The following is a 15,981-nucleotide window of genomic DNA, read 5'->3' as shown; positions in this document are numbered from 1 at the left end:
GCGAGCGCGCCCCCGAAGAACTGGAACGACAGCGCGAGCGATGCGGCGCCCGCGCGGTTGCCGGAGGCGCTCGTGGCGGCCACCGCGTTGACGGTCGTGCGCAGGCCGGTCACCGCGATCCCGACGGCGGCGATGCCCACCGCGAGCAGGGCGAGGGACGGGCCGAGCGCGGCGAGCAGCAGCCCGGCCGCGAGCAGCAGGTTCATCGTGATGCCGGTGTGCCGCGGGCCCAGCGCGTCGAGCCTGCGGCCGAGCAGCGGCGCGGCGAGCAGCCCCGCCACGCCGAACGCGGCCGCGAGCAGCCCGCGCTGCCACGGGCCGAGCCCGAACTCCTCCTCGGCGCGCAGGATCGACAGCACGGTGAGCCCGACGGCGCCGAGGTAGCAGAGCAGCGACAGCGCGCACGCGGTCGCGAGGTCGCGGTTGGCGAGCTCCCGCAGCGACGGGGGCCGGGCCGGGTGGGCGCGCCCGTCGGCGGCCGGGGCGGTCATCGTCGGCGGGAACAGCGCCAGCGCGAGGCCGACCGCGGCGGGGAAGGCGAACGCGAGCCGCCAGTCGACCGCCGCCGCCGGCCCGCTCACCAGCGGGCTCGACGCCTGCCCCGCGGCCTGCATGCCCGCGAAGAGACCGAGGGCGCGGCCGAGCCGGGCCCGCGGGACGAGGTCGGTGATCGCGGCGACGAGCAGGGGGGTGGTGAAGGCGTTGGTGGCGCCTTGGGCCGCCCTGGCGGCGAGGAAGGCGCCCATGCTCGGTGCCAGCACGCACGCCGCGCAGGCCAGCACGAACAGGAGCAGCGAGACCCGCATCGTCCGCGCCCGGCCCCAGCGCTCGGCGAGGGTGCCCGAGACGAGCATGAGCGCGGCGAACGGGAGCATGTAGGCGGTCACGGCGCCCGCGGCGAGCTCCGGCGTGGAACGCAGCCCGTGGGCGACCTCGTGCACCATCGGCGTGACCATGGTGCTGGCGTAGGGGCCGAGGAACCCCCCGACGTAGAGCGGCCACGCCCGGACCACCGGGCGTGGCCGCACGAGCGCCGCAGCGGCGTCAGACATCCACCAGGTTCTTCACGAGCTTGTCGTAGGTGTTGGTCTCCTCGATCAGGCCCCACGAGACCATCCAGTCGTAGGTGCGCTGGAACTGGTCCTGCGGGTACGGCGCCGGGTCGACGTAGCGCAGCCGGCCCAGCGGGATCTCGTCGGGCGAGACCGAACCCAGCTCCGGCGGGATCTCGTTGGTGAGGTGGTGCAGGTAGGGCCGCGGGTTCTCGTTGATCTTGCGGACGGCCTTGACGACGGCGCGGTTGATCCGGGCGTAGGTGTCCTCGTCGACCTCGGGGCTCGCGATCTCGGCGCCCACGTAGAACGCCTCGGCCAGCACCTTGTACCCCTGCTTCTCGGCAAGGGTGATCCACGGCTCCATCAGGGCCGCGGCCTCGACGGTTCCGTCGCGCAGGGCCTCGAAGCGGGCCTGCGGCCCCCCGTAGTGCACGACCTTGATCTCCTCGCGCGGCAGGAACCCCTCCAGGGTCTGCAGGGCGACGTAGTGCGAGCCGTGGTGGAAGTTGACCGCGACGGGCTTGCCAGCGAGGTCCTGCGGGTGCGTGGCCGGGTGGTCGGGGCGGACCATGATCGCCTGGCTGTTGACGGCCGCCCGCTTGCTCACGATGCGCCCGCCGACGGTGGTGTCCTGCGAGCGGCGGACCTGGCCCCACTCGCAGGCCCGGTACAGCGAGGCCTCACCGGACTCGAAGTGCGACTTCGTGGAACCGAACGAGCTCAACAGCTCGTGGTCCTCCAGCGGCGAGATGCCGGCCCTGGCGTACTCCTTCGTCACGAACTCGACGTCGACGCCCTCCTCGTCGAAGTAGCCCTCGTCCTTCGCGACGAGCTGGGGGAGGGAGAAGACCAGGGAGAGCAGCTCCATGGTCACCTTGGGACGGGTCATGGCGGTTCCTTTCGTACTGCCGGGCACTACAGGGCGGCGACGATGCGCGAGTGCAGGTCGAACAGGTTCGGGTCCTCGGGGGAGCGGGGGCGCTCGGCCTCGACGCGGTAGGACGCGGCGATCCGCGCGGGGCGGCCGGCGAGCACGATCACGCGGTCGGCGAGGAGCGCGGCCTCGAGCGGGTTGTGGGTGACGAGCAGCCCGGTGCGCTGGCGCTGCATCCACAGCTCCTGCAGCAGCAGGCGCAGCTTGCGCGCGGTGAGCTCGTCGAGGGCGGAGAACGGCTCGTCGAGCAGCACGAGGTCGGGTTCGACGGCGAAGGCCCGCGCCACGGCCACCCGCTGCCGCTGCCCGCCGGAGAGCACGGTGGGGTAGGAGCCGGCGTAGTCGGTGAGCCCGACGGCGGCGAGCGCGTCGTCGGCGGCCGCCGGGTCGAGCCCCGCGGCCTCCAGGGCGAGCGTCACGTTCTGCCGGACCGGCAGCCAGTCCAACAGCCGCGGCTGCTGGAACACCACGCCCAACCGCGGGCTGCCGACGTCGACGGTGCCCGCATCGGGCTGCACGAGCCCGGCGACGATGTGCAGCAGGGTGGTCTTGCCGGTGCCGGACGCGCCGACCACCGCCACCAGCTCGCCGGGTTCGACGGCGAGCGAGAAGTCGGCGAGGACCCGCTGCCGGGCGCCGCTGCGGGCGTCGACGAACGTCTTGCCGACACCGTCGAGCAGGACCCGGGTGGCGGCCGGCGCGCTCACACCGACACCGCCTTGCGCCAGCGGCCCGCCCGGCGCTCGAGGCCCTGCAGGACCCCGTACTCGAGGACGGCCATCACGATCGCGAAGAGCAGCGTCCAGGCCAGCACCGCCGCCACGTTCTGCGCGGCGAAGGCGTTGTTGAGCTGGTAGCCGACGCCGGAGGACATGCCGAACACCTCGACGAGCACGATCACCTTCCAGCCCAGCGAGAGCCCGAGCCGCGCGCCCGCGAACAGCGACGGGGCGAGCGCGGGCAGCCAGAGCCGCCGCAGCCGGGTGGCCCGGGAGAAGTGGTAGACGTGGGCCATCTCCAGCAGGTCCGGGTCGACCGAGCGGGTGCCCTGGTAGATCGTGAGCATCAGCGCGGGCGCGGAGGACAGCGCGACGGCGGCGACCGGGTTGATCAGCTCGATCCCGAACCAGATCACGCAGAGCAGCGCCCACACCAGCCCGGGGATGGTCAACCCGAGCAGCACCGCGGGCTCGAAGAACCGCCGCGCGAGTTCGCTGCGCCCCATCGCGATGCCGACCGCGACCGCGACGACGAAGGCGAGCGCGAAGCCCAGCCCCACCCGGAGCACGGTGATGCCGAGCTGCTCGGCGAACGACCCGTCCACCACGATCTCGACCAGCTCGGCCGCGATCCGCGGCACGCCGGGGACGAGGACGCTGTCCAGCAGCGCGGACATGACCTGCCACGCCGCGCACAGCAGGACGAGGAACGCCAGGGCGGGCAGGCCGCCGCGCAGCCGCCGCCGCGGCCGCGGCGCGGTGGACGCCGGGGCCGGTGCGGCCGGGGCGGGGCGGACGTCGGTGGCGGTCATGCCGCGGCGCCCAGGTCGACCCACGGCGCCTGCGCGGGCGCGGCCGTGACCAGGCCGACCTGCTGGGCGACCTCGATCTGGTGGCGCAGGCCCGCGAAGACCCCTTCGCCCCATTCCAGCGGGTAGATGTCGCGCAAGCGGGTCGGCAGCAGCTCGATCGCGGCCTTCTCCTCGGCCGGGATGCCGTAGGCCTCGTGCAGCTCGGCGAGGACGGCCGGGCGGTCGTGGATGATCCGGTGCGCCTCCATCCGGAGCCGGGCGATCGCGGCGGCGGTCTCCCGGTTGGCGTCCACCCACTCGCGGGTCGCGCCCTGGCCGTTGAGGAACAGCGTGTTCGGATCCTCGCCGGTGCCCTCGGCCCACAGCTCGCCCACGGTCGCGATCTGCCGGGCCCCCTTGCCGACGAGCCGGGTGGCGTTGGGCTCGATGGTCACGATGGCGTCGACGTCGCCGCGGTCGAACAGGGCGAGCCCGGCCAGCACCGCGCCCGGGAAGAGCTGGTGGTCGGCGGTGAAATCGCTGCCGTTCACGGCGAGCGCGAGCTGGGTGGAGCGGAACGCGTCGCTGTTGTTCGGCGGGGTGGCGATCTTCTTGCCGCGCAGGTCGGCGACGGTGCGGTGGGGGCTGTTCTCGGGCACGAGCCAACGCACGTGGTTGTTCAGGCTGACCGAGAACAGCACCAGGTCGGCCCCGGCCTCGGCGGCGACGGCCGCGCCGAGCGGGCCCATGCTGGCCACGTCGAGCGCGCCGGACAGCAGTTTGTTCTGCACGTCGCCGGGCCCGGTGCCGGCCACGTAGGTGAGGTCGAGGTCGCCGACGAGGCCGTGCTGCTCGCTGATCGGCCGGATCACGGCGCCCGCCGTGCCGGCCTGGGTGTCCTCGACGCGGGCGGCGAGCGACGACCCCGCGGCGTCGGGGCCGGAGCCGCCGCAGGCCGCGAGCAGGGACGATCCGGCCAGACCGGCGGCGCCGAGGAGGCCTGCGCGAAGCACAGCCCGGCGGTCGAGCAACAGGGGACGAGCGGGCATCGGGGGTCACTCCTGGACGAGGGCGTGCGGGGGCGGGCCGGCGCGGGGCGGCCGGTCTCGCAGGAATGGACGGGTGTGGGGTTGGGGGCGGGCTAACGGCCCGGACAGGTTCCGCCGTTGATCCGGCAGTGGTCCACGTGGCGGCGCCTGGTCAGGTTCATCGCAGCGCTCGCAGGGTCTCGTAGCCGGTGCGGCCGTCGGTGAGCCGCCACGAGCGCATCCAGGCGTAGGTCTCGGTGAAGCGGCGCTCGGTGAACGGCGCGATGTGGGTGTAGCGGTAGTAGTCCGGGCGCAGGTCGGCCGGGTCGAGGCGACCGTCCACCTCGGCCGCGATCGTCGCGGCCCAGCGACCGCGGTCGGCGTTGATCAGGTCGACGGCCTTGTCCACGGCCGTGCGGTAGGCCTCCTGCTGCTCCCCGGTCAGGTGCGGGGCGACGACCTGGGAGCCGCGGTAGGCGTAGGTCCCGAGCACGTGGGCGCCGTGGGTGAGCGCGAGGCTCAGGTACGGCTCCATCAGCATCGTCGCGCGGGACTCGCCGGCCAGCAGCAGGTCGAGGCGGGTCGCCGGCGGACCGGCGTGCTCCAGGCGGATCCGCTCGCGCGGCACCGTGCCCTCGAGCAGGTGCAGCGCGGTGTAGTGCGAACCGGTGTACTCGTTGATCGACACCGGGACGTCGGCGAGGTCGTGCGGCTCGTTGAGGTCGTCGTCGAGGCTGACCAGCGCCTGCGAGACGACGGCCGCGCGCAGGTGGCCGATCCGGCCGCCGCGGGTGTCGCGCTCGAGGCGGTCGATACCGCCCCACTCGCACACGTTGTAGACGTCGGCGCGCGCGGTGGCGAACAGCGTCTCCTTGTGCCGCGCCGCCGGGTTGCGCCGCGAGTCGGCGGAGCGGTCGCCGTCGTCGGCGAACCGGACGCGCAGCCCGACCGCCTCGAACAGCCCTTCCTGGATCGCGACGATCTCGGGCAGGTCGAAGACGACGTGGTTCGGGGAGACGACGATCTCGCCGGCACGGTCCGTGCTCACCAGCGCTGCGCCTCCTCTCCCGCTCGGGTGCGCCGAGAGTAGGCACGCCGCGATCCGCCGGTCAACGGTTCTTTTGCAGGATGCGAGATCAATTCGCGCATCGTGAAATGTCCGGTCAGGCGCGGCGGGAATGTCCGGTCAGAAGTCGCCGAACGCGATCGAGATCGGCAGCCCTTCCAGCGCGCCCGCGGCCGCCCGTACCACCGAGCCCAGCTCGTCGAACCGCTCCTCGGGGATCCGGCTGGCGGGGCCCTGGATCTCCACGGCCATCCGGACGTGCTCGCTCGCCCCGACCACGGGCGCAGCGATGGCGCGCAGCGCCGGGTCGTGCGGGTCGTCGAGCACCGCGTACCCGCGGAACTGGGTGGCCAGCAGGTCGACCTCGTTCGCCCACGATTCGGGACCGTCGCGCCCCGCGCGGGTGAGCACCTCCGCCGCCTGCCCCACCGGGTCTGTGCCGAAGGCCACGATCGCGCAGCCGAGCGCCGACTCCAGCAGCGGCACCCGCGCGCCGGGGCGGCCGGTGTAGCGCAGCGGTCGGGTCGAGGGCACCGACAGCAGCACCAGCACCTCGTCTCCGCGGCGCATGCCGATGCTCGCCGTCTCGCCCGTGCGGTCGGCGAGCTCCTTGAGCACGTCCGCGGCCTCGGGGACGCCCGACGACCCCAGCGCCTTGCGGGCGAGCCGCAGCAGCAGCGGGCCGGGGAGGAACCGTTCGCTGCCCTGGTCGCGGCACAGCAGGTTGCCCGAGACCAGCGTGTGCGCCAGCCGGTGCACGGTGCTCACCGTGAGCCCGGTGGCCTTGGCGATCTCGGTCGTGGTGAGGCCGTGCGGGCTGTCGACGACCACGCCGAGCACCGAGGCGGCGCGGGCCACCGATTGGATCTCCGTACCGCGCGGCCCGGCCGCGCCCGGCCCCCGCTCGCGGGCGGCCGTCACGGGCACCCCCGGCGCGCGAGGCGTCTGACACGGGCCATCCGGTCACGGTAACCGCTGCTGCCTGCCGCCCGGCACGCCGCGGTCAGTGCAGCGACAGCTTCAACACGATGATCACGACGCCGAGCGCCGCACTGAGGGACGCCCACGCGAGCGCCACGAGCGGGGACGCGCCCGCCCGTCGGGCGGCCAGGTGGCCGAGGCCGCCGAGCAGCACCGTGGCCACGACGAGCGCGGCGAGCACCCCGGCCCGCAGGTTGCCCGTGACGAGGTCGACCGCGACCAGCACGACGAGCGGGGTGTAGGCCGACTCCACCATGGGCCAGCCGTGCCGCAGCACCGTCGTGACGACGTGCAGCCGCGGCCGCCCGCCGACGGCCACGCCCAGCACGCGCGCGTACCGCTCGGCCACCCAGTAGACGAACACGGTGACCAGGACGGTCACCACCACCTCGCCCAACGTGCCGTGGACGCTGGCGGCGGCCATGGCGGCCGCGCCGACCACGGTCCCGTGGATCGCGTGGGCGAGCTCGCGGTCGTCGGCCCAGCCCGGGTGCTCGCCGCGCAGCAGGCGGGTGAGGGTGCTGCCGCCCCGGCGCCCGCGGGGTTCCGGAGCGGTCACGGCGTACGCCCGGTCGATGGCATGGGTGCACCCTTCCGACTGGTCGCCGGTGCGGCACCCTCCGTGGTGGTGAGGTGGTCGAGTTCCGCGCCGGACCGGCCCCGCTGGCCCTCACTCCCGGATGGGTTCGGCCCACACGACGGTCAGGCCCAGGAACCGGAACCGGGCGATGATGCCGTGCAGGTGGGACTCGTCGATCACCTCGCCCCGCAGGACGAGCCCCGCCGGGACCTCCTCGACGGACAGGTCGGCGAACGCGTCGCGCTCCTGTTCCGGGAGGCACCCGTCGACCCGGAACTCGTACATCTTCGGGGTCATGACGCCTCCGTTCGGACGCTCCGGCCCGGGATGTTCGCGCGGGGCGGGGGTGGGCGCATCGCCCGCACGGGATGACGCCTCCTCCCGCCAGGAGGAGGCGGTGTCATCCGGGCGCCGGTCACCCTCTGCGCGGTGGTCGGCGGTCGCCCGACGGGCGGCCGGGAGCGGGGCGCCGGCCCGGAGGGGAATCGATGGTCAGCATCGCTGCGGGCAGGACGACGCCTCCTGCGCTGCCGCGGGACCTCGTCGGGCGTCCCGCGCTGCGCCGCGCGCTCGACGAGGGGGCGGGCAAGGCGCTCACGGTGGTGTGCGCGCCGCCCGGGTTCGGCAAGTCGCTCCTGCTCGCGGACTGGTTGCGGCGCAGCCCCGAGGTCCCGGCGGCGTGGGTGTCGCTCGACGAGGAGGACGACGACCCGCGGCTGCTGTGGAGCGCGGTGCTCGCGGCGCTGCGCGGCTGCGGCGGCGTGCCCGCGTCGAACCGGGTGCACCGGCTCGTGGTGTCGCGGACGACGGTCGAGCGGGACTTCCTCGACGACCTGCTCGCCGCGCTGGCGGCGCTTCCGCACCCGCTGCGCCTCGTCCTCGACGACGTCCACGCGCTGCGGGCGGCCCCCGTCCTGGAGCAGCTGCGGATGCTGGTGCTGGGCCACCCGACCGGGCTGCACCTGGTCGTCGCGAGCCGGCTGGACCCGCCGCTGCCGCTGTCGCGGTTGCGCCTCGACGACGAGCTGTGCGAGCTGCGCGCCGAGCAGTTGCGGTTCACGGCGGAGGAGACGACCGCGCTGTTCGACAGGGGCGGCGTGCGCCTCGACCCCGAGCACCGCGACGTCCTGCACCGGCGCACCGGTGGATGGGTGGCCGGCCTGCGCCTGGCGCAGCGGGCCCTCCGGGACCACCCCGACCCCGGCCGCTTCGTCGCCGAGTTCTCCGGTGACGTGCGCAGCGTCTCGGACTACCTGGTGGGGGAGGCGCTGGCCGGGATCAGCGACGTGCAGCGCGACGTGCTGCTGCGCGTGAGCGTCGCCGACCCGGTCCCGGCGGCGTTGGCCGTCGAGCTGTGCGGCCGGGAGGACGCCGCTGACGTCCTCGACGCGCTGTGCCACGACCCCGGCCTGGTCACCGCGTCCGGGCCGGACCGCTCCGACTACCGCATCCAGGCGCTGTTGCGCTCGCACCTCCTCGCGGACCTGCGGCGGGCTGGCGACGGGGTGGTCGCGGCCGGCCACCGGCGGGCCGCGAGCTGGTGGGACCGGCAGGGCGACCCCGCGCCCGCGCTCCGGCACGCCCGCCAGGCGGGCGACCCGGCGCTGGTCGTCGACCTGCTGGGCCGGTGGGCAGCGACGCTCGTGGCCCGCGGGGAGGGTGCCGCGTTGCGGGTGGCGATGGACGGCCTCGGCGACGGTCCGCGCGCCGCCTGCTGGCGGTCCGCACTCGCCGCGTGCCTCGACCTCGAGCGCGGCAACCGCGCGGGCGTCGCGGACGGGGTGCGGGCGGCGCGCGCCTCCGCGCCGGCCCCGGATCCCGGCCTCGCCGCGCTGCTCACCGCGGTCGAGCGGCTCGCCGGGATCGGGTGCGGCCCGCCGGGCGCCGCGGCCGAACCCCACGACGAGGCGCTGCGCGCGCTGGTCCGCGCGGGCCGCGGGGTGGCCCGGCTCGCCGGCGGTGTGCCCGCGGACGCGCGGGCGGACCTGCAGGCCGCGCTCGCCGACGCCCAGCGTCTCCGGTTCCCCCTGCTCGAGGTGCAGAGCCGGTGCCTCCTCGCCGTGGTCGGCTGGGTGGAGGGGGACGTGCGGGCGGCGGAGGAGTCGGCCGCTGCGGCGACGGCCGCGGCGCGCGACGGCGGTTGGGACGGCTCCGGCTGGGCGGCGTGCGCCCACGCGGTCACCGCGCTGGCGGCGCTGGAGCGCGGCTGCCCCGACGCCGCGCTGGAGGCCGCCGACGCGGGGCTGGGCGTCGGCGTCGACCTCGACCCGGTGGTCCGCTTCGCGTTGCACGCCGCGCGCGGCGGCGCGCGGTTCGACCGGGGCGAGAAGGCCGCGGGCATGCTCGAGCTGCAGCAGGCGCTCGCCGACGTCGCCGAGCAGGTCCTGCCTCCGGCCCTCGCCGCCGAGTCGGCGCTGATCGAGCACCGGATCGCCCTGCGGCTCGGCTACGCCACGGCCGCGGCGGGCGCGGCGAGCTGGCTCGCCACCCGGCCGGGGACGAGGGCCGAGGGCCTGCTCATCCGGGCATGGGGCGAGTCGGCCGCCGGGGCGTTCCGCGCCGCGCGTTCGACCGTCGGCCCGCTGCTGCGCCGATCGACGCGCCCGGCGTGGCCCGCCACCGTGGTGGAGGCGTGGCTCGTCGTCGCCGGGGCCGCGCTCGAGGACGGCGACCGCGTCGGGGCGCGCCGGGCGCTGCGGGTCGCGCTGGACGAGGCCCGCGCCCTCGACGTGGTCCGCCCGTTCGTGCTCGCCTCACCCGGGCTGCGCGCCCTGCTCGTCGACGGCCTGGTCGTCGACGACGACCGCGGTCGGTTCACCGCGCGCGTGCTGGCCGCGATGCAGCGGCCCGCACCCGCACCCGTCGCGCTCACCGCCCGCGAGCGCGACGTGCTGGCCCGGCTGCCGTCGCTGCTCAACCTGGACGAGATCGCCGACGACCTCACCATCTCGGTCAACACGGTGAAAAGCCACATCCGGTCGATCTACGACAAGCTCGGGGCGGGCACCCGGCGCACCGCGGTGCTCGCTGCGCACGAGCGCGGGCTACTGCGGGTGGACCCGGTCGAACGGCCCATGTCCGCGGAGCGGAGCGCCGGATAGCATCGCCGGCTTCACTCGGGCGAGGGGAGCCGGATGAACTCGATGATCTCCACGCCGAGTGCGTCGAAGCGCGCGAGCAACCCGTGCAGCGCGGCCTGGTCGGACACGACGCCGCGCAGCTCCGTCTCGGTGATCGCGCGCGCCTGGCGCAGCGGTTCGAGGGCCGCGACGACCTCCGGGCTCAGCCGCCCCTGCACCCGGAACGCGCATTCGAAGCTCACCCGTGCCTCCTCGACCCGAACCGCCGGGACCCGACCCGCGAGGACCAGATGGTGGCGGACACCGGGGTGAGGCGGGCACGTCCGCCGAGGATGAGGAACGGCCTCGACGAACCGGGCGGCGGATCGGGCGCCGCGGGGAGCTCGGTGCCGGTGGCCCACCACGTCGTGCCGCGGCCGCGCCTGTTCGCGCTGCTCGAGGCGGGGGCGCGCGGCCCGGCGATGCTGGTCGCGGCGACCGCGGGCTGGGGCAAGTCGGTGCTTCTGACCTCGTGGATCGCGGCCGGCGCCGGAGGCCGGGCACCGGTGTGGCTGCGGCTCGCGCGCGACGACGACGCCGCAGGGTTCTGGGCCGCCGTCGCCCGCGCGCTCACCCCGGTGCTCGGCCCGGAGGGCGGGGCCGTCCTGCGCCCGCTCGCCACGGGCGGGCACCCCGTCGAGGACCCGCCGGGGATGGTCTCGTGCGCCCTGCGGCGCGCCGCCACGCCGGTCCTGCTCGTGCTCGACGACCTGCACGTGGTGACCTCGCCGGAGGTGCACGCCGGGCTGGTCGGGCTCGTCGAGCGGTCGCCGCCGCAGCTGTCGCTGGTCGTCCTGACCCGGCGGGACCCGCCGTGGCCGCTCTCGCGGCTGCGCCTCGCCGGCCTGCTCGCCGAGGTGCGCGCGCAGGACCTCGCGTTCGGCCTCGACGAGGCCGCGAAGCTGTTCCGGATGCTCTCGGCGGACCTCGACGACTCCCAGGTGCGCCGGTTGGTCGAGCGCACCGAGGGCTGGCCGGCGGGGCTGCGCCTGGTCGCGCTGCACCTGCGCGGTCAGCCGGACGTCGAGGCGGCGGTCGCGGAGTTCTCCGGGGACGACCACAGCGTGGCGGGCTACCTGGTGAGCGAGGTGCTCGACCAGCAGCCGCCCGACCTGGTGCGCTTCCTGGAGGAGATCAGCGCGGTCGACCTCGTCTGCGCCGACCTCGCCGACGCGCTGACCGGTCGCTGCGACAGCGAGGCGCTCCTCGCCGGGCTCGCCGCGGACCACCTGTTCGTGCAGGCCGTCGACCGGCCCGGGCGCTGGTACCACCTGCACCGGCTCATCGCCGACATCCTGCGGGCCCGGCCGCTGCCGCGGAGCCGCCGCCGGGACCTGCGGCGGCGCGCCGCCGAGTGGTACCAGCGCAACGACATGCCGATCGACGCCCTCCGGGCCGCCGTCGAGGGGGAGCTGTGGCCGCTCGCCGCGGCCCTGGTCGGGCGGCACCTCGTGGCGCTCGCTCTCTCCGGGCGGGCGCGGGAGCTGGAGCGGGAGCTGTCGCGGGTGCCGCGCGCCGCGCTCGCCGCCCACCCGGAGCTGGCCTGCGGGCTCGCCGCGGCCCGCATCGTGCACGGCACCACCGCCGAGCTCGCCGACCACCTCGCGAGCGGCCGCGCCCGCCTCCGCGGGCTCTCCCCCCGCCGGGCGGCGCGCGCCCGCGTCCTGCTCGACCTGACCGCCGGTGCCGCGGCCCGCGTCGAGGGCGACTGGGACGAGGCCGTCGCCCTGTACCGGTCGGTCCCGCTCGACCCCGTCGCGCTGGCCGACCTCGACATCACGGGCGTCGAGATCGTCCCGGTGCTGGTGGAGAACCACCTCGGCATGGCCGCGCTGCTGGCGGAGGACCTGCAGGCCGCCGAGCGCGACCTCGGTGCGGCCGCTGTCGCGCCGATCGAGCCCCGGCCGCTCCCGCGGCTGAACGCGGCGGGCTACCTCAGCCTCGTCCGGTGCCGGCGGGGGGAGCTGGGGCCGGCCCAGAGCAGTGCGCTGGACGTCGTCCGGATGGCGACCGAGGCGGGTCTCGACCGCGCCCCGCAGGTCGTGGGCGCCTACCTGACCATGGCGCACGTCGCGCTGGACCGAGTCCACCCCGAGGAGGCCGACGACTGGCTCGGCCGCACGGCCGCCGTCGAGGCCGTGGCCCCGGAGCCGCACGTCCGGGCGGAGGCTGCGCTCCTGCTGGCAGCCCGCCGGGAGTCGGTGGGGGACCGGGAACAGGCGCTGTCCGGCCTCCGCGCGACCGCGGCGGAGGTCGACGTCGGCCGGCTGCCCCGCGCGGTCGGGGAACGCTGGTCGGTGACCGAGGCGGGCCTGCTCGCGGGCCTGGGGGACGCGGAGCACGCCCGCGCGATCCTCGACGGGATCGGCCCGGCGCGCACCACCGCCGCGGCGCTCGCCACCGCCCGCCTGCACCTGCGGCTCGGTGACGTGGCGGCGGCTGCTGCCGCCCGGGCCGCGGCGCAGCCCGAGCAGCACCCGCGTGGCGTGGTCGACGCCGCGCTGCTCGAGGTGGCGCTCGCCGCCGCCTCCGGTGACGGGTCCGCCGCCGTGGAGCGGCTCGAGGACGCGCTCGCCGCGGCCGCTCCGTGGTACCTGCGCCGGCCCTTCCTGACCGAGGTGATCGACCTGAGGCCGCTGCTGGAGCGGCGGTTGGAGCACGGGACGATCGTGCCGGCGTTCGCCGTCGACGTCCTCGCGCAGCTGTCCGGGACGCCGGTTCCCGTGGCCGACCCGTCGGCGGTCGTCGAGCCGCTGACCGAGCGGGAGCGGACCGTCCTGCGCTACCTCGCGAGCACGCTGTCGAACGCCGAGATCGCCTCGGAGCTCTACGTCTCGGTCAACACCGTGAAGACCCACCAGCGGGCCCTGTACCGCAAGCTCGGAGTGACCGGCCGCCGCGAGGCCGTCGGCCGGGCCCGGTCGCTGGACCTGCTGTGAGCCGTTCGCACCGCGCTGAGCCGTTCGCGCCGTGCCGAGCAGGCCGAACTCATCCCAGCAGGGCGACGCCGCCTCACCCGGACCGGACGAGGCTTCCAGCTCCAGAAGGGAACTCGCGATGCGGATCTCGGGCAGCAAGATCACGGCGCCGGGCCCGCCGCCCGGCCACGTCCCGCGCCCCGGCCTGCTGGAGCGGCTGGGCCGGGCCGGAGCGGAACAGCTCGTCGTCGTGATCGCGCCGCCCGGATACGGCAAGACCGCGCTCCTCGCCGAGTGGGCGCGCCGCCCGGGCGGCCCCGCGACGGCGTGGGTCACCGCCGACGCGGGCGACGACGCGCCGCGCCTGCGGGCCGCGGTGCTCGCTGCGCTGCGGGCGGTTCCCGGCCTTCCGGCCGGCAGCCCCCTGCGCGAGGTCGGATCCGCCGGTGGCGATCGGGTCACCCGGGACGTGATCGACGAGCTGGTCGCCGCGTTCGACGCCGCCCAGCCGCCCGTCCGGGTCGTCGTCGACGACGTCCACGAGCTGAGCGACACCGAGGCGCTGCGTGACCTCACCAGGCTCGTCCGGGGCCACCCGGCGGGACTGCGCCTCGTGCTGTCCGGCCGGTTCGACCCCCCGCTGCCGCTGCCGCGGATGCGGCTGGAGGGGCGCCTGCACGAGCTGCGCGCCCAGGACCTGCGCTTCGACGTCGACGAGACGGCCGCGGTGCTGCGGGCGTCCGGGGTCGACCTCGCCGGGGACCAGGTGGCGCTGCTGCACTCCCGGACCGGCGGGTGGGCGGCCGCCGTCCGGCTCGCCGCGCTCGCCCTGCGCGGCCGGGCCGACCCGGCGGCCTTCGTCTCCGCCTTCTCCGGCAGCGAGGGCTCGGTCGCGGGGTACCTCACCGACGAGGTGATGACGGTGCTGCCGGAGGCCGACCGGCAGTTCCTCCGCGTCTGCTCGGTGTGCGAGCAGCTCCCGGCCGACCTCGCCGTCGCGCTGACCGGGCGCGCCGACGCCGCGCGCGGGCTCGACGACCTCGCCCGCGCCAGCGCGCTCATCGAGCGGGTGCCTCCGCGCGCCTACCGCATCCACACCCTGCTGCGCAGCTACCTCGTCGCGGAGCTGGCCCGGCGGTTCCCGGCGCTGCACCGGCGGGCCGACGCCGTGGCGGCCCGGTGGTGGCTGGCTGCCGACGAGCCCGAGCACGCCCTCGCCCACGCGGTGCGCACCGGCGACACCGGGCTGGTCGTCGAGCTCCTGCGCGAGGGCGGGGTCCGGCTCGTCGCGAGCGGACGGCTCGCGGCCGTGCGGCGCGCCATCGCGGCCTGCGGGCAACCCGGCCCGTCCGACGCGTCGACGTGGCTGGTCGCGGCCCTGGTGCACGACGCGGAGGGCGCGCACCTGGCCGCCGTCGACGCGCTGGAGAAGGCCCGGCGGGCCTGGCCGCGGGACGCCGACGCCGCGCTCGGTGTCGTGCGCTCGGGCGTCGAACGGCTCGTGTCGGAGCGCCGACCCGGGACCGCGACGCAGCCGCGGCCGCCCGCCGCGCTCGCGCCGGACCTGGAGGCGCTGCGCCTGCTCGGCGACGCCGTCGCGGACGCGCGGGTCGCCGGCACCGGCGATGCCGGTGAGGCGCTGCGAGCCCGGGTCGACCAGGTCACCGAGCTCGCGCGCGAGAGCGGGTTCGGCTACTTCGAGATGCGCGCGCTGGCCCTGCGGGCGGACCTCGGCCTGCTCCGGGGCGACTACGCGCAGATGACCGCCGCGGCCACCGCCGCCCTCGCCGCGGCCGAGGCGGCCCGCGACGCCGGACGGCCCGCGCCCCGGTCCGCGGGCCCCGTCGGCCTGCTCGCCTACGGCGAGCTGCTCGCGGGCGACCCCGCGTCCGCGGCGCGGCGCGCCGAGGAGCTGCTGTCCTCGGGCGTCGCTGCGCCGCCGCGGGACGAACTCGTCCTGCGGGTGGTGCTGCGCGCCGCCGCGGCCGACCTGGGCGAGCCCGTCGGGCGCCACGCCGGGAGGCGGCTCGCCGAGTCCGGTGACGTCGATCTCCCGGCGGGGCTGGCGGCCGCGCTCGCCCTGCTCGAGCAGCGGGCCGCGCTCACGGCAGGGCGGCCCCGGCTCGCCGCCGAGACGGCCGAGTGGCTGCAGCGGCGCGCCGGGAAGGCCGGCGAGCTGCTGCTGATGGACGCGTGGGCACACCTGGAGGCCGGCCGGGCGGGCGCCGCGCACACCGCGCTGGACCAGCTGGTCGACGGTTCCCTGCCCGCGCTCGTCGCGCACACCCCGGTGGAGGCGCACCTCGTCCGCACCGAGGCCGCGCTGCTGCGCGGCGCCGAGGACACGGGGCAGGCCGAGCTCACCACCGCGCTCGCCCTGGCCGCCGAGCTGGCGGTCGTTCGGCCGTTCCTGCAGGCCGGCGCGGAGACCAGGCGGCTGCTCGCCACCGCTGCACCGGCCGGGCCGCAGGCCCGCTTCGCCGCGGACGTCGCGGCCGCGCTGCTCGCGGCGGGCCGGGACGGCGATCACGCGGAGCTCAGCGAGCGCCAGCTGGCCGTGCTCGCCCTGCTCCCGTCGCTGCTGTCCGCGCGGGAGATCGCCGACGAGCTCACGGTGTCGGTCAACACCGTGAAGAGCCACATCCGCTCGATCTACGCCAAGCTCGGCGTCTCCACCCGGCGCGCCGCCATCCACCGCGCCCACGAGCTGCGCCTGCTCCCCTGAGCCCGTTCACCTCGTCGGGATGACGCGCCCACGACCGCGGCGGACGACGGTGGCCGGGGGGCGCG

At 76.3% G+C, this 15,981-nt stretch carries 13 protein-coding genes; 3 read left to right on the top strand and 10 right to left on the bottom strand.

Annotated features, from left to right (window positions below; genetic code table 11):
- The 9 genes from VKZ81_RS21780 to VKZ81_RS21740 form a co-directional block, all read right to left on the bottom strand.
- Positions 1 to 1,052, bottom strand: a 1,052-nt coding sequence (locus VKZ81_RS21780) for an MFS transporter (RefSeq protein ID WP_324243490.1), incomplete at its 3' end; no start/stop codon positions are given.
- The gene (locus tag VKZ81_RS21775) at positions 1,045 to 1,944 is read right to left on the bottom strand and encodes an ABC transporter substrate-binding protein (RefSeq protein WP_324243489.1); all 900 of its coding nucleotides are present in this window, start codon (positions 1,942 to 1,944) and stop codon (positions 1,045 to 1,047) included. The genes VKZ81_RS21775 and VKZ81_RS21780, both read right to left, overlap by 8 nt.
- 26 nt (positions 1,945 to 1,970) lie before the next feature.
- Positions 1,971 to 2,696, bottom strand: a complete 726-nt coding sequence (locus VKZ81_RS21770; protein ID WP_324243488.1) for an ABC transporter ATP-binding protein — start codon at positions 2,694 to 2,696, stop codon at positions 1,971 to 1,973.
- The gene (locus VKZ81_RS21765; RefSeq protein WP_324243487.1) at positions 2,693 to 3,520 is read right to left on the bottom strand and encodes an ABC transporter permease; all 828 of its coding nucleotides are present in this window, start codon (positions 3,518 to 3,520) and stop codon (positions 2,693 to 2,695) included. The genes VKZ81_RS21770 and VKZ81_RS21765 overlap by 4 nt, the downstream gene beginning before the upstream one ends.
- Positions 3,517 to 4,548 carry an ABC transporter substrate-binding protein gene (locus VKZ81_RS21760; RefSeq protein WP_324243486.1) on the bottom strand — a complete coding sequence of 344 codons (1,032 nt, stop codon included), beginning with the start codon at positions 4,546 to 4,548 and terminating at the stop codon, positions 3,517 to 3,519. The genes VKZ81_RS21765 and VKZ81_RS21760 overlap by 4 nt, the downstream gene beginning before the upstream one ends.
- A 157-nt stretch (positions 4,549 to 4,705) precedes the next feature.
- Positions 4,706 to 5,575 carry a substrate-binding domain-containing protein gene (locus VKZ81_RS21755; RefSeq protein WP_324243485.1) on the bottom strand — a complete coding sequence of 290 codons (870 nt, stop codon included), beginning with the start codon at positions 5,573 to 5,575 and terminating at the stop codon, positions 4,706 to 4,708.
- 138 nt (positions 5,576 to 5,713) lie between these two features.
- Positions 5,714 to 6,451: an IclR family transcriptional regulator gene (locus VKZ81_RS21750; protein ID WP_324243484.1), complete on the bottom strand. Its 738-nt coding sequence runs from the start codon at positions 6,449 to 6,451 to the stop codon at positions 5,714 to 5,716.
- 145 nt (positions 6,452 to 6,596) lie between these two features.
- Entirely contained in the window at positions 6,597 to 7,133 is a 537-nt protein-coding gene (locus VKZ81_RS21745; protein ID WP_324243483.1) for a hypothetical protein, read from the bottom strand.
- A 111-nt stretch (positions 7,134 to 7,244) separates the two neighbouring features.
- The gene (locus tag VKZ81_RS21740; protein ID WP_324243482.1) at positions 7,245 to 7,451 is read right to left on the bottom strand and encodes a DUF8691 family protein; all 207 of its coding nucleotides are present in this window, start codon (positions 7,449 to 7,451) and stop codon (positions 7,245 to 7,247) included.
- A gap of 191 nt (positions 7,452 to 7,642) precedes the next feature.
- On the opposite strand from VKZ81_RS21740, the gene VKZ81_RS21735 reads away from it, so the two are divergent.
- A complete protein-coding gene (locus VKZ81_RS21735; RefSeq protein ID WP_324243481.1) occupies positions 7,643 to 10,255 on the top strand; it encodes a winged helix-turn-helix domain-containing protein in 2,613 nt (870 codons plus the stop codon).
- Positions 10,256 to 10,266: 11 nt separating this feature from the next.
- On the opposite strand, the gene VKZ81_RS21730 is transcribed toward VKZ81_RS21735, so the two are convergent.
- Complete coding sequence (locus VKZ81_RS21730; protein ID WP_324243480.1) at positions 10,267 to 10,476, bottom strand: DUF8691 family protein; 210 nt, start codon at positions 10,474 to 10,476, stop codon at positions 10,267 to 10,269.
- A gap of 90 nt (positions 10,477 to 10,566) precedes the next feature.
- Here VKZ81_RS21730 and VKZ81_RS21725 point away from each other — a divergent pair, with 90 nt between their 5' ends.
- Both VKZ81_RS21725 and VKZ81_RS21720 read left to right on the top strand, forming a co-directional pair.
- The gene (locus VKZ81_RS21725; protein WP_324243479.1) at positions 10,567 to 13,212 is read left to right on the top strand and encodes a winged helix-turn-helix domain-containing protein; all 2,646 of its coding nucleotides are present in this window, start codon (positions 10,567 to 10,569) and stop codon (positions 13,210 to 13,212) included.
- 118 nt (positions 13,213 to 13,330) lie between these two features.
- Positions 13,331 to 15,916, top strand: coding sequence for a winged helix-turn-helix domain-containing protein (locus VKZ81_RS21720; protein WP_324243478.1), 2,586 nt, complete (start codon positions 13,331 to 13,333; stop codon positions 15,914 to 15,916).
- Positions 15,917 to 15,981 lie beyond the last annotated feature (65 nt).

This window comes from Pseudonocardia sp. (assembly GCF_035305885.1).
GTDB lineage: Bacteria > Actinomycetota > Actinomycetes > Mycobacteriales > Pseudonocardiaceae > Pseudonocardia.
This window is presented reverse-complemented; position numbering and strand designations above follow the sequence as displayed.